This is a genomic window from Parahoeflea olei, from assembly GCF_001703635.1.
Classification (GTDB): domain Bacteria; phylum Pseudomonadota; class Alphaproteobacteria; order Rhizobiales; family Rhizobiaceae; genus Hoeflea; species Hoeflea olei.
The window spans coordinates 46,555-59,621 of record NZ_LQZT01000014.1 but is presented as its reverse complement, the minus strand read 5'-3'; the positions used below and the strand labels follow the sequence as shown (position 1 = coordinate 59,621).

13 protein-coding genes are annotated in these 13,067 nt (G+C 66.3%); 1 reads left to right on the top strand and 12 read right to left on the bottom strand.

The genetic code is table 11. The features are described from left to right. The 8 genes from AWJ14_RS11710 to tesB form a co-directional block, all read right to left on the bottom strand. Positions 1-143, bottom strand: a 143-nt coding sequence (locus AWJ14_RS11710) for an endonuclease/exonuclease/phosphatase family protein (protein ID WP_342587257.1), incomplete at its 3' end; no start/stop codon positions are given. A gap of 177 nt (positions 144-320) precedes the next feature. Next, positions 321-1,001: an outer membrane lipoprotein carrier protein LolA gene (locus AWJ14_RS11705; RefSeq protein WP_139112618.1), complete on the bottom strand. Its 681-nt coding sequence runs from the start codon at positions 999-1,001 to the stop codon at positions 321-323. A gap of 83 nt (positions 1,002-1,084) precedes the next feature. Next, positions 1,085-3,721 (bottom strand): FtsK/SpoIIIE family DNA translocase, encoded by a 2,637-nt coding sequence (locus AWJ14_RS11700; protein WP_066178974.1) that lies wholly within the window; start codon positions 3,719-3,721, stop codon positions 1,085-1,087. A gap of 170 nt (positions 3,722-3,891) precedes the next feature. Continuing rightward, a complete protein-coding gene (locus AWJ14_RS11695) occupies positions 3,892-5,259 on the bottom strand; it encodes an ammonium transporter (protein ID WP_245304244.1) in 1,368 nt (455 codons plus the stop codon). Between the two features lie 19 nt (positions 5,260-5,278). Continuing rightward, a complete protein-coding gene (locus AWJ14_RS11690; protein WP_066178968.1) occupies positions 5,279-5,629 on the bottom strand; it encodes a P-II family nitrogen regulator in 351 nt (116 codons plus the stop codon). 340 nt (positions 5,630-5,969) lie between these two features. Continuing rightward, positions 5,970-7,331, bottom strand: coding sequence for an ammonium transporter (locus AWJ14_RS11685; protein ID WP_066178971.1), 1,362 nt, complete (start codon positions 7,329-7,331; stop codon positions 5,970-5,972). Between the two features lie 19 nt (positions 7,332-7,350). After that, positions 7,351-7,701: a P-II family nitrogen regulator gene (locus AWJ14_RS11680; protein ID WP_066178968.1), complete on the bottom strand. Its 351-nt coding sequence runs from the start codon at positions 7,699-7,701 to the stop codon at positions 7,351-7,353. Positions 7,702-7,919: 218 nt separating this feature from the next. Continuing rightward, positions 7,920-8,798 carry an acyl-CoA thioesterase II gene (gene tesB / locus AWJ14_RS11675; protein ID WP_066178965.1) on the bottom strand — a complete coding sequence of 293 codons (879 nt, stop codon included), beginning with the start codon at positions 8,796-8,798 and terminating at the stop codon, positions 7,920-7,922. Positions 8,799-8,987: 189 nt separating this feature from the next. Between tesB and AWJ14_RS11670 the strand changes: the two genes are divergently transcribed. Beyond that, positions 8,988-10,214 carry a ubiquinone biosynthesis hydroxylase gene (locus tag AWJ14_RS11670; RefSeq protein WP_066178962.1) on the top strand — a complete coding sequence of 409 codons (1,227 nt, stop codon included), beginning with the start codon at positions 8,988-8,990 and terminating at the stop codon, positions 10,212-10,214. A gap of 18 nt (positions 10,215-10,232) precedes the next feature. Here AWJ14_RS11670 and AWJ14_RS11665 read toward each other — a convergent pair whose 3' ends face one another. The 4 genes from AWJ14_RS11665 to trxA form a co-directional block, all read right to left on the bottom strand. Next, positions 10,233-10,805: a TetR/AcrR family transcriptional regulator gene (locus AWJ14_RS11665; protein WP_066178959.1), complete on the bottom strand. Its 573-nt coding sequence runs from the start codon at positions 10,803-10,805 to the stop codon at positions 10,233-10,235. A 269-nt stretch (positions 10,806-11,074) separates the two neighbouring features. Continuing rightward, the gene (locus AWJ14_RS11660) at positions 11,075-11,299 is read right to left on the bottom strand and encodes a Trm112 family protein (RefSeq protein WP_066178956.1); all 225 of its coding nucleotides are present in this window, start codon (positions 11,297-11,299) and stop codon (positions 11,075-11,077) included. A gap of 14 nt (positions 11,300-11,313) precedes the next feature. After that, positions 11,314-11,991, bottom strand: a complete 678-nt coding sequence (locus AWJ14_RS11655) for an LON peptidase substrate-binding domain-containing protein (RefSeq protein ID WP_066178954.1) — start codon at positions 11,989-11,991, stop codon at positions 11,314-11,316. A gap of 86 nt (positions 11,992-12,077) precedes the next feature. Continuing rightward, entirely contained in the window at positions 12,078-13,052 is a 975-nt protein-coding gene (trxA, locus tag AWJ14_RS11650) for a thioredoxin (protein ID WP_066178951.1), read from the bottom strand. Positions 13,053-13,067: the final 15 nt, after the last annotated feature.

Below are 13,067 nucleotides of genomic sequence, written 5' to 3'. Positions count from 1 at the left end.
GCAGAGGTCGGGAAGGCATCGTTGGGGCACTTGGTTTCCTGAAGGCACAGCACATCCGGCTGCACGGTCTCGAGGAAATGCTGCACCAGCGGCAGTCTCAGCCGCACCGAATTGATGTTCCAGGTGGTAAGGGAAAACGCCAAGCCCAATCGCCTTCTCATCCAGGCCGTGATCGATCGATTGGTTCTGGCCTACAGGCTGGAGGCCGCGAATCAAAGCGCTAAAGCTGCCTTTCAACATTCAAATGCCCGCGCGGCGTAGCCTCGCGGGCGATTCCGCTGTCGTGGAGTCGAAAGGCGGCGGACGACGAATCAGTCGGCTCAGCCGCCGCCGCGCGTGCGCTTGTGCACCTCGTTATAGGGCACCTGGAACACGTTGTCGGCGAATTTGACCCCGGTCTGGACGTTGAAGATCATCACCGAGGTATCCTTGCCCTGGGCATCGCGGATGGTCCATTGCCTCAGTTCGAAGGTCTTGGGATCGAACATCAGGCTGATGGTCGAATCGCCGAACACCGACTTGTTGCCGAGCACGATCGTGGTCAGGTCCGGGTCCTCGGTCACCGAGCGGACGGTGTCGTTCGACAGGTCGATGCGCTCGGACAGGAGCAGCTTGAGCGGCGTCTTGTCGAGCGGATAAAGCTCCCAGGTCTTGAGCTTGCGGTTGCCGATCACCACCGCCTTGCCGTCGGATATGACGCGGACCGGCGACGGGTCTTCGTAGTTGAAGCGGAGCTTGCCGGGGCGGTCGATGAAGAACTTGCCGCCGGTCTGCTCGCCATTGGGGCCGAACTGGATGAATTCGCCGGTCATGGTCTTGACCGAAGAGAAGTGGTCGGCAAGCCGCTGCGCCGCGTCGCTGGCGCGGGCCTGGCCCGGAAATGCGGCGAGCCCGGTGGCCACCGCCATCAGCGCAAGCCCCAGGCCCAGGCCGCCGCCCAGCAGCGCCCTGCGAACCGGGTCATGCGGGGTCGCGGCGCAGGAAAGGGTCTGTTTCGACATCTCTGTCTCCGTTTTGTTTCGCGTCATGCTATCGCCCGAGACTGCGGCGCCAGTGTGACCCGCGCCTCACGTCTGCGTTACCGCTATCGGGGATCGATATCGTCTTCGGTCGGCACCAGGATCTCGCGCTTGCCGGCGTGGTTGGCGGGACTGATCACGCCTTCGTTTTCCATCCGTTCGATCAGCGAGGCGGCGCGGTTGTAGCCGATGCCGAGCCGGCGCTGGATATAGGAGGTGGATGCCTTGCCGTCGCGCAGCACGATCGCCACCGCCTGGTCGTAGGGATCGTCCGAGTCCGCGAGGTTGGAGGTGCCGGCAGGACCACCGCCGCCCTCGCCCTCGTCGTCGTCCTCGGTGATCGCGTCGAGATATTCCGGCACCCCTTGCGTCTTGAGATAGGAGACGATGTCCTCGACTTCCTTGTCGGACACGAACGGGCCGTGCACGCGCTGGATGCGCCCGCCTCCGGCCATGAACAGCATGTCGCCCATGCCGAGAAGCTGTTCGGCGCCCTGCTCCCCCAGAATCGTGCGGCTGTCGATCTTGGAGGTCACCTGGAAGGAGATGCGGGTCGGGAAGTTGGCCTTGATGGTGCCGGTGATCACGTCCACCGACGGCCTCTGGGTGGCCATGATCACGTGGATGCCCGCCGCACGCGCCATCTGCGCAAGCCGCTGCACCGCGCCCTCGATGTCCTTGCCGGCCACCATCATCAGGTCGGCCATCTCGTCGATCAGCACGATGATGTAGGGCAGCGGGGTGAGATCGAACTCCTCGGTCTCGTAGACCGCCTCGCCGGTGGTGCGGTCGAAGCCGGTCTGCACGGTGCGCGTGAGCGGCTCGCCAGAGGCTGCGGCCTGTTCGACGCGGGCGTTGAAGCCGTCGATGTTGCGCACGCCGATCTTCGACATCTTCTTGTAGCGCTCGCGGACGGTCCATTTGAGCGCGACCACCGCCTTTTTCGGATCCGTCACCACCGGGGTGAGCAGGTGCGGGATGCCGTCATAGACCGACAGTTCGAGCATTTTCGGGTCGATCATGATCAACCGGCACTTGGACGGATCCATCTTGTAGAGGATCGACAGGATCATGGTGTTGATCGCCACCGACTTGCCCGAGCCGGTAGTGCCGGCGACCAGAAGATGCGGCATCTTCGCGAGGTCGGCGATCACCGGCTCGCCGCCGATGGTCTTGCCCAGCGTGAGCCCCAGCTTCGCCTTCGAGGTCTCGAAATCGCGGCTGGCGATCAGTTCGCGCAGATAGACGGTCTCGCGCTTCTGGTTCGGCAGTTCGATGCCGATCGCATTGCGGCCGGGGACCACGGCGACGCGGGCCGCGATCGCGCTCATCGAGCGGGCGATGTCGTCGGCAAGCCCGATCACGCGCGAGGACTTGATGCCCGGCGCGGGTTCGAGTTCGTAGAGCGTGACCACCGGGCCGGGGCGGACATGGATGATCTCGCCCTTGACCCCGAAATCCTCGAGCACGCCTTCGAGCATGCGCGCATTCTGTTCGAGCGCCTCGGGCGACAGCGAAGCATCCTTGGCGACGTTGCGCGCTTCGGTGAGCAGATGCACCGAGGGCAGCGAGAAGCCGTGATCGTCCAGCATCGAGCCTTGTGCATCGCGCTGCACCCGGGCGCTCGGCTTGGGCCGTTCGGCGGGGGCGGCAATGCGCGGCGAAGCGCCGGCGACCGGCGGACGGGTTGCTGGCCGGGCGGGCGCCGGCTGCGGGCGCCAGTCGGCCGCAGGGTCGTCGTCATCGTCGAGATCGGCCGACAGCACGCCTTCGGGCAGCGTGTCCTCATCGATGTCGAAGGGCGGCGCATCGTCCAGCATGCGGCTGCGCGGCGACGGACCGAAGCCGGGTTCGACACGTTCGCGGCGCGCCGGCCGCGGCTCGGCGAAGACCGGTTCGATGCCCGTGTCAAAGCCGCCGTCGTGGCCGGTGTTGAAATCGAGCGGCGCCTCCGGCATCGCATGCCTGCGGGAGAACGAGGTGTGCCCGGTCAGCCGCCTTACGCGCCCGCTCAGCGTGTACCAGGAATGGGCCAGCGCGCCGAGGATCAGCGATCCGCCCGCCGCATCCTCTTCGTCCTCGTCCTCGACCAGTTGCTCGGCCTCCGCTTGCGGATCCGCCGGCAGGCGGCCGATCAGGCCCGCGCCCTGGACGAGCAGCCAGCCCGCCACCGGCGCGATCAGCACGCCGAGAAGAACGGCGACGATGCCCGAGGGAAAGCCGCCGGTGAACACCGACGGGATCTTCAGCGCCATGTCGCCGAGTACGCCCCCCAGGCCGTTGGGCAGCGGCCAGTCCTGCGAGGCGGGCATCAGCCCGAACAGCGCGGCGGTCAGCCAGGCGCCGCCGAACCAGGCAAAGGCGCGGCGCGCGGGCCGGTCGATCGGGGTGTTGCGCATCAGCCCGAGGCCCCAGAACAGGGCCGGCAGCAGGCCGATCAGCCCCGCAAGCCCGAAGAACTGCATCACCAGATCCGCGAAGGCCGCGCCGCTGTAGCCCAGCGCATTGTGCGGGACCGCGCCATTGGCATTGGAAAAGCTCGGATCGGCCACGTTCCAGGTGGCCAGCGCCGCAATCGCCAGCGCGAGACCGGCGAGGATCGCAAGGCCGGCAACGAACCTCATTTGCCGCCTCAGCAGATCGCCAAGCAGCGTGGAGCGCGCGGAAACACCGGGAGAGAAAGTGGAAGAGCCTGACTGCATGGTGACACATCGTCCGAACGTGTTTCGGGCTCTTGCGAACCCATCTCGGTCGATACTCTAACCGCCGCCCGGTTAATGCGGCATTAACCATGCGTCATTTGCCCTCGCCTGACAAAAGACGCGGCCCGGATCTCCCGGGCCGCGCGGATGGCTTGGCTGAGGCGTTGCGCCTAGCTGTGGTAGGCCGCTTCGCCATGCGAGGCGAGATCGAGGCCCTGGCGCTCGTCCTCGACGCTCACGCGCAGGCCGATGATGGCCTTGACGATGTAGAGCAGCACCAGCGAGCCGACGCCCGACCAGACGATGGTGATGGCGACCGCCTTGACCTGCGCCATCACCTGGGCGGCCATGGTGCCGGCCTCGACGACGAAGCCGGTGCCGCCGAGCGCGGGCGCGCAGAGGATGCCGGTGCCGATGGCGCCGACGATGCCGCCGATGCCGTGCACGCCGAACACGTCGAGGCTGTCGTCATAACCGAACTGCGCCTTCACCTTGGAGACGAAGAAATAGCAGATCGGCGAGACGGCGAGGCCGAGCACGATCGCGCCCACCGGACCGGTGGTGCCGCAGGCCGGCGTGATGGCGACGAGGCCCGCCACCATGCCCGATGCCGCACCCAGGCCCGAGGCCTTGCCGCGGAACATGGCCTCGACCGCGCACCAGCTGATGATGGCGCCGGCGGTGGCGACGAAGGTGTTGATCATCGCCAGCGTCGCGCCGGCGGTGGCTTCGAGGTTGGAGCCGGCATTGAAGCCGAACCAGCCGACCCACAGCATGGCAGCGCCCACCATGGTCAGCGTCATCGAATGCGGTGCCATCATGTCCTTGCCGAGACCGATGCGCGGGCCGAGCACGATGGCCGCCACCAGCGCGGCAACGCCGGCATTGATGTGCACCACGGTGCCGCCGGCGAAATCGATCGCGCCCATGTTGAAGATCAGGCCCGCACCGTCCCAGACCATATGGGCGATCGGGAAATAGACGAAGGTGACCCACAGCGCCGAAAACAGAAGCACCGAGGAGAATTTCATCCGCTCGGCGAAGGCGCCGACGAACAGCGCCGGGGTGATGCAGGCAAACGTCATCTGGAAGGCGATGAACACATATTCCGGAAGCTCGACGCCGTCGGTGAAGGTGGCCGCGGTCGAGTCGGTCGTCACCCCCGCCAGGAACATCTTGGCGGTGCCGCCCCAGAAGGCGGAACTGGAGCCGCCGAAGGCGAAGGAATAGCCGTAAAGCACCCAGATCACCATCACGATCGCGGCGATCAGGGTGCACTGCATGAGCAGCGACAGCATGTTCTTGGTGCGCACCAGGCCGCCATAGAACAATGCCAGGCCCGGAATGAGCATGAACAGAACCAGCAGCGAGGCGGTCATCATCCAGGCGACATCGCCCTTGTTGACGGTGGCCGCTGCGGCTTCGGCTGCGGGGGCTGCGGCATCCTGGGCGAAGGCGGGAAGCGCGAACGCCGCAACCGCACCGGCGGCCAGAAGGCCGAGCCGCAGCGGGGATTTGGTCGACATCTTGAGTGTCATGGGTATCTCTCCTGTTGCCTTACAACGCGTCGGCGTCGGTTTCGCCGGTGCGGATGCGCATGGCCTGGTCGATCGAATAGACGAAGATCTTGCCGTCGCCGATCTGGCCGGTCTTGGCCGACGACGCGATCGCCTCGACCGCCTTGTCCACCGCGTCGGAATTCACAGCGATCTCGATCTTGAGTTTGGGCAGAAAGCTCACCGCATATTCGGTGCCGCGATAAATCTCGGTATGCCCCTTCTGCCTGCCGTAGCCTTTCACTTCGCTCACGGTCAGGCCCTGGATGCCGACCGCCGTGAGGGCTTCGCGCACCTCGTCCAGCTTGAACGGCTTGATGATGGCCATCACAATTTTCATCTGGTTTCCCATCCTTGTTGTCCGCGGCCAGGCCGCTGCTTGCGACCGGCGCAGCGGATAGACCGTGCCACCTGTCCGGTTGCTGCCTATCAAGTGCCGTGCCAAGCGGCCTTGCGGGGCAAAACCAGCCGAATCGCCGTGCAGCACGCCGCGAGCCCACGCAAGCCGGCTGTTTTTTGTGCAGGCGCGGAAAGAGGCATGCCTTAAATTTCGGCACGGACCGGATCTCCCCGGGCGACCCGGCCTTGCGCGCCGGCACCCTGCCGGGGCAGGCGCCAGCAAAAAGGGGCCCGGAAAACCGGGCCCCCAAGGCAGGGGCGGATCGCCACCCCGACGGGATGTGTGGGAAAACTCAGGCCTTGCCGAATTCCGGATAGGCCTCGACGCCGACTTCGGCCATGTCCATGCCCATCATCTCCTGCTCTTCCGAGGCACGGACGCCGACGGTGCTCTTGAGCACCAGCCAGAGAATGCCCGAGGTCACGAAGGTGAACACGCCGATCGAGGCGATGCCCATAAGCTGCGTGCCGTAGGACATGTCCGGGTTCGAGAACGGCACGATCAGGGTGCCCCAGATGCCGGCCATCAGGTGAACCGGGATGGCACCGACGACATCGTCGATCTTGAACTTGTCGAGCATCGGCACGGCGAACACCACGATGATACCGCCGATGGCGCCGATGACGATGGCCGTGAGCGGCGACGGCATCAGCGGTTCGGCGGTGATCGAAACCAGGCCGGCCAGTGCGCCGTTCAAGGCCATGGTGACGTCGACCTTCTTGTAGAGGATCTGGGTGACGATCATGGCCGCGACCACACCGCCGCAGGCGGCAAGATTGGTGTTGGCGAAGATGCGGCTGATGTCGGAGGCGTCACCATTCGAGCCCATGGCGAGCTGCGAGGCGCCGTTGAAGCCGAACCAGCCGAGCCACAGGATGAAGGTGCCGAGCGTGGCGAGCGGCATCGACGAGCCGGGCATCGGGATCACCTTGCCGTCGGCGGTATACTTGCCCTTGCGCGCGCCGAGCAGAAGCGCGCCGGAGAGCGCGGCCCAGCCGCCAACCGAGTGCACCAGCGTCGAGCCGGCGAAATCGGAGAAGCCGGCTTCGCTGAGCCAGCCGCCGCCCCACTGCCACGAGCCGGTGATCGGGTAGAGAATGCCGGTGAGCACGACGGTGAAGATCAGGAACGGCCACAGCTTGATGCGCTCGGCGAGCGTGCCGGAGACGATCGAGGCCGTGGTGGCGCAGAACACCATCTGGAAGAACCAGTCGGAGGCCACCGAATAATCGCCCTCGTTGGCGGTGCCGGCGGCGGGCCAGCTATAGGGCATCGGCGTGCCGAAATAGCCGCCATTGACGTCGGTATACATCAGCGAATAGCCGACCACCCAGAACATGATGCCGGCGGTCGAGTAGAGCGCGATGTTCTTGAGGCACTGCATGGAGACGTTCTTGGAGCGCACCAGCCCGGCCTCGAGCATGGCGAAGCCCGCCGCCATCCACATCACCAGGAAGCCGCCCATCAGGAACAGGAGCGTGTTGAAGATAAAGGCCGTTTGCGCGGCCGAGGCGAATTCGGGTGCGGCCGCTGCGGCTTCGGCTGCGGGGGCTGCGGCATCCTGGGCGAAGGCGGGAAGCGCCAACGCCGCAACCGCACCGGCGGCCAGAAGGCCGAGCCGCAGCGGGGATTTGGTCGACATCTTGAGTGTCATGGGTATCTCTCCTGTTGCCTTACAACGCGTCGGCGTCGGTTTCGCCGGTGCGGATGCGCATGGCCTGGTCGATCGAATAGACGAAGATCTTGCCGTCGCCGATCTGGCCGGTCTTGGCCGACGACGCGATCGCCTCGACCGCCTTGTCCACCGCGTCGGAATTCACAGCGATCTCGATCTTGAGTTTGGGCAGAAAGCTCACCGCATATTCGGTGCCGCGATAAATCTCGGTATGCCCCTTCTGCCTGCCGTAGCCTTTCACTTCGCTCACGGTCAGGCCCTGGATGCCGACCGCCGTGAGGGCTTCGCGCACCTCGTCCAGCTTGAACGGCTTGATGATGGCCATCACAATTTTCATCTGGTTTCCCATCCTTTTTATTCGCGGCCAGGCCGCCCCTCACGACCGGCGCGCCGGAAAATCCCGCTGCACCCGTCTGGCCAAAAAGGAATCAAACGCCGTGCCAGTTTGCACAACGACCGGCAAGCAACGGAAAATTAAGCGCATATTCCGTCCGGCCTGATCAGCCGGACAGGATTGCGCCACCAGAAAGATGAAATTCAAGGCAGATAGGCAGACAAGCCTATTTTTTAGGCTTTGGATCGATCCCGGATCAATCCCTCCTGCGCCACAGAGGCGATCAGCGTGCCGTCGCGCTGATACAGGCTGCCGCGGGTGAAGCCGCGCGCGCCATTGGTATTGGGCGAATCCATGCTGTAGAGCAACCAGTCGTCAAGCTTGCACGGCCGGTGGAACCACATCGCGTGGTCGAGGCTCGCGACCTGGAGGGTGCGGTCGAACACCGAGCGGCCATGGGCGAACAGCGCCGTGTCGAGCAGCGTCATGTCCGACAGATAGGCGAGGATCGCCGCCTGGATGATGCGGTCGTCGGGCACCGGTGCCGTGGTGCGCACCCAGACCTTCTGCTCGGCGGCCAGTTTGCGGTCGGAGAGATAGTGGTCGAGCGACAGCGGCCGGACCTCGATCGGCCGTTCCCGCTCCCAGTAGCTGCGCACGTGGTCGGGCGCGCCGGCCAGGAATGCCTCGCGCATCTGCTCGCGGTCCGGCAGGTCCTCGGGCGCGGGCGCCTGCGGGATCGCGGCCTGGTATTCCATGCCCTCCTCTTCCTTCTGGAACGAGGCCGACAGCGAGAAGATCGCCTTGCCGTGCTGGATCGCGACCACCGAGCGGGTGGCGAAGCTCAAGCCGTCGCGGATCCGGTCGACCTCGTAGATGATCGGCGCCGCGGGATCGCCGGGCCGCATGAAATAGGCATGCAGCGAATGCACCGGCCGGTCGGCCGCGACCGTGCGCTGCGCGGCCACCAGCGCCTGGCCGATCACCTGGCCGCCGAACACCCGCTGCCACCCCACCTGCGGGCTGGTGCCGCGGAACAGGTCCTGCTCCAGCGCTTCGAGATCGAGGATGGTGAGCAACTGCTGCATGGCGGGAACGGGAGAATGCGGCATGATTGTTTTCTCGCGGAGGTGGGCTGACGAACGAGATTGCGGTATACGGTGTCCGCGCGCCGCTTGCAAAGCCCGCCATCCGGGTTGACGCGGCGCCAAAGGCGTACATGTTCTCCTTGAGGGATGCCCGGCAGGCCGGTGCGGCCCGGCAGCGAGCAGGTGGCCAGGCAGAGAGAAGGAAACCATGCGATGACGACCGAAAGCCTTGATGTCCTGATTTGCGGCGGCGGCTATGTGGGGCTTTCCGCCGCACTCGCGATCAAAACCAATGCGCCCTCGCTTGCCGTTGCCGTCATCGACGCCGCCCCGCCCGAGGTCTGGCGCAAGGACCAGCGCGCCTCGACCATCGCCGCGGGCGCCAAGCGGCTGCTGATGACGCTCGGCGTCTGGAACGCGATCGAGCCCGAGGCCCAGCCGATCAGCGAGATGATCGTCACCGATTCGCGCACCTCCGACCCGGTGCGCCCGGTGTTCCTGACCTTCGGCGGCGAAATCGAGGAGGGCGAACCCTTCGCCCACATGGTTCCCAATCTCGCGCTGGTCGCGGCGCTGCGCGACAAGGCCAATGAACTCGGGCTTCCCGTCCACCAGTCCACGGCGGCCGCCAGCCTGTCCTTCAGCGAAGCCGCGGCCCTGGTCGAGACCGCAGATGGCCGCAGCTTCAGCGCAAGGCTGGTGGTTGCCGCCGACGGCGTCAAATCGATGCTGCGCGAGATGGCCGGGATCAAGACCCAGCACTGGGACTATGGCCAGTCGGGCATCGTCACCACCGTGGCCCACGAACGCCCGCATCACGGCCGCGCCGTGGAGCATTTCATGCCCAACGGCCCCTTTGCCATCCTGCCGCTGACCAACAACCGCTCCTCGCTGGTCTGGACCGAACGCACCGATGCCGCCAATGCGCTGGTCGCCGAGGATGATTTCGTGTTCGAGGCCGAGCTCGAGCGCCGCTTCGGCCACCATCTGGGCGCGCTGCGGGTGGAAGGCGGACGCCGCGCCTTCCCGCTCGGGCTGACGCTGGCGCGTGACTTCGTCAAGCCGCGCGTGGCGCTCGCCGGCGACGCCGCCCACGGCATCCATCCGGTCGCGGGCCAGGGCCTCAATCTCGGCTTCCGCGATGTCGCGGCGCTGGCCGAGACCATCGTCGACGCCCATCGCCTCGGCCTCGATATCGGCTCGCTCGCCGTGCTCGAGCGCTACCAGACCTGGCGGCGCTTCGACACCGTGCGCATGGGACTGACCAGCGACGTGCTCACGCGCATGTTCTCCAATGATTTCACCCCGCTGCGGGTGGTGCGCGATTTCGGCCTGGGCCTTGTCGACCGCATGCCGGCGATGAAGCGCTACTTCATCAACCAGGCAGCCGGCATCCCCGGCTCGGACGGACCGAGGCTGTTGCGCGGCGAGGCGATCTGAAACGTTCGGGGGCGGAGCCTACGGCCCGATCTGCAGGCTCTGCTCGGCCCGGCGCAGGCTTTCGGCCAGCACCGTCATGTCATTGAAGGCATGGGCGAGCGCGATCCCGCCCTGCCATTCGATCACCACCGCGCGCGCCCGCGCCATCGCGATCGACGGGCGCGGCCCGGTCTTCTGCAACTCCCTGCCGATGAAACTGACCAGCAGCTCGAAACTCTGCGCGGCCCGGGCCGAGGCCTCCGGCGCGGCGCTGCGGAATTCGCGCACGGCGGCACTGATCGGGCAGCCGTTGTCGACGCGGCTGCGGTTGGAGCGCGCCAGCCGCTGCAGCAGGAAGCGGATGCGCGTGCGCGGCTCGACCGCGGCATCCTCGGCCTCGCCGATCAGCGACTGGGTCTCGTCGACGAAGACATCCGCCACCGCCAGCGCCAGGTCCGCCTTGGCCCGAAAGTAATAGAACATGTTGCCCTGGGGCACGCCCGCCTCGCGGGCGATATCGGCGATGCTGGTGGCGGCGAAGCCGCGCTCCCAGAACAGCCGCGCCGCCGCGGCCACGATCGCTTCCCGCCTTTGCTCGCCCTTGCTGGCCACCTGGATCCGCCTTCCCCTGACAATACACGCACCGCCGCCACCGGCTCTCAGCGCATATTCCCCATCCGCAGATCCGGCCGCCGGCACGAAGGCGGCCCGGACGAAAGAGCATTCCCTCCGACGCGGCCACCCAGCGCACCATATGTCCAACACCGGGTGGCTTCAACGCGGTTTCGGCGCCTGCCCATGCACAGCTTTGTCGCAGGTCGCACCGTCGCAGGTCGCACCCGCAGGCCCGGATACCGGGCTATCCGGACCCGGAGAGGCGGCTAGCCGTCGTCGCCCAGATGCCTTGCTTCGGAAACCAGCATGATCGGGATGCCGTCACGCACCGGATAGGCGAGCCGCGCCCGGGGCGAGACCAGCTCTTCGGCCTCGCGGTCGTAGCGCAGCGGCCCGTAGCTCAGCGGGCAGACGAGGAGTTCGAGCATCTTGACGTCGACCGCGCCGGCGGAGCGGATCGAACTGGACGGCGTGTCGGTCTTCCTGGGCATGGTGCGGGCTTGGCCTATTGAAGGACGTGCCCATAGTCGTCCGAATCGCGCGCCAGGGCAATCTCGGTGATGGCGATCAGGGTTTCGGCCCGGGTCTTGAGGTCGTCGGCCTCGAGCAGGGCCTGCTTTTCGGCAGGGCCGTAGGGCGACATCATCGACAGCGAATTGACCAGCGTGACCGTGCTCGCGCGCTCGACCGAACTCCAGTCGGCCTCCAGGTTGTTGGCCTCGAGATAGGCCTTGAAGCTTTCGAGCAGCGCCGCCCGGTCGACATCGGCGCCGTCGTCGGACGCCTCGAGATCGCCCAGGAATGGGGAAATGCCGCAGATCCGGTAGGGCTTGCGCCCGGCCTCGACCTCCTCGATCACCCGGAACCGGCAGATCCCGCCAAGCGTGATGACATAGCGGCCGTCACCGGTCTCGGCAAAGGAAGTGATCCGCCCCAGGCAGCCGACCCGGCACAGATCCTCGACCGGCCCGCAGCAGGCGACCGCGTTCTCGAAGGCCGGCTGGATCACGCCGATCATCCGGTGCGAGCTGATTGCGTCGTCGAACATCGCCAGATAGCGCGGTTCGAAAATATTGAGCGGCAATTGCGCACCGGGCAGCAGCAAGGCGCCCGCCAGCGGAAACACCGGTACCCGGCCCGGGATATCCGCTTCCATCCGATAGGATTTGTTGCCGACTTGCATTCTGGTCTGCCCCCTGGTCACTGTTACGTCAAAACTGGAGCGAAGCAGTCAAATCTCAAGTCCCTCGCCGGAAAACCGCGCCGCGGTCAGGAGAACAACAGGGACGAAAGCTGCCGCCGCGCCGACAGCGTTGCCGGATCGGTGGGGCCCCAGGCTTCGAAGAAGCCAAGCAGCGCCTTGCGGGCCGCGTCGTCCTGCCAGCCGCGATCCTTGCGCATGATCGCGAACAATTCGTCCGCCGCGGCCTCGCGGTAGCCGCGGGCATTGAGGATCTTGGCGAATTGCAGCCGCGCCTCGTGGTCGCCGGGATTGGAGGCGAGCCGGGCTTCGAGCGCCACCGGATCGCCGAGGCTGGCCACTTCCCGGGCCATTTCCAGCCGCTTGAACACCGAGGCCACCTCCGGATCCTTGCGGCCGTCCTCGCCGATCTGCGCCAGCACCTCGCCGGCCTTGTCGAGCTCGCCCGCCTCGAGCAGGCAGGCCGCCATCCCGGCAAGCGCACCCGCATGGGTGTTGTCCGCCTGCAGGATCGCCGAAAAGCCCTGCGCCGCGGTCTCGACATCGCCCGCAGCCAGCGCCTCGCGCGATTGCGCCAGCACGGCTGCGATCTGCTCTTCGGCCCCGGATTTCGCCGGTCCGGCGACCCGGTCGATGAATTCACGGATCTGGCTTTCGGGCAGCGCGCCCATGAAGCCGTCGACCGGCTTGCCCCCGGAAAAGGCCACCACCGCCGGGATCGACTGGATGCCCATTTGCCCGGGAATCGCCGGATGATCGTCGATGTTGAGCTTGACCAGCCTGACCCTGCCGTTGGATTCGCGCACCGCCTTTTCCAGCACCGGCGTAAGCTGCTTGCAGGGTCCGCACCAGGGCGCCCAGAAATCCACCAGAACCGTGCCCTCGCGCGAAGCCTGGATCACGTCGGCGGTAAAGCCTGCCGTCGTGGTATCCTTGATCGGATCGGCACCGCCGGCGGCGGCTTGCGGGCGGTCGCCGAACGTCACCGTGCCGCTCATCTGGCCGCCCGGGGCGGGTGCATAGGGGTTGTAGTCGTCGCTCATCGGTCGGATCCCGTG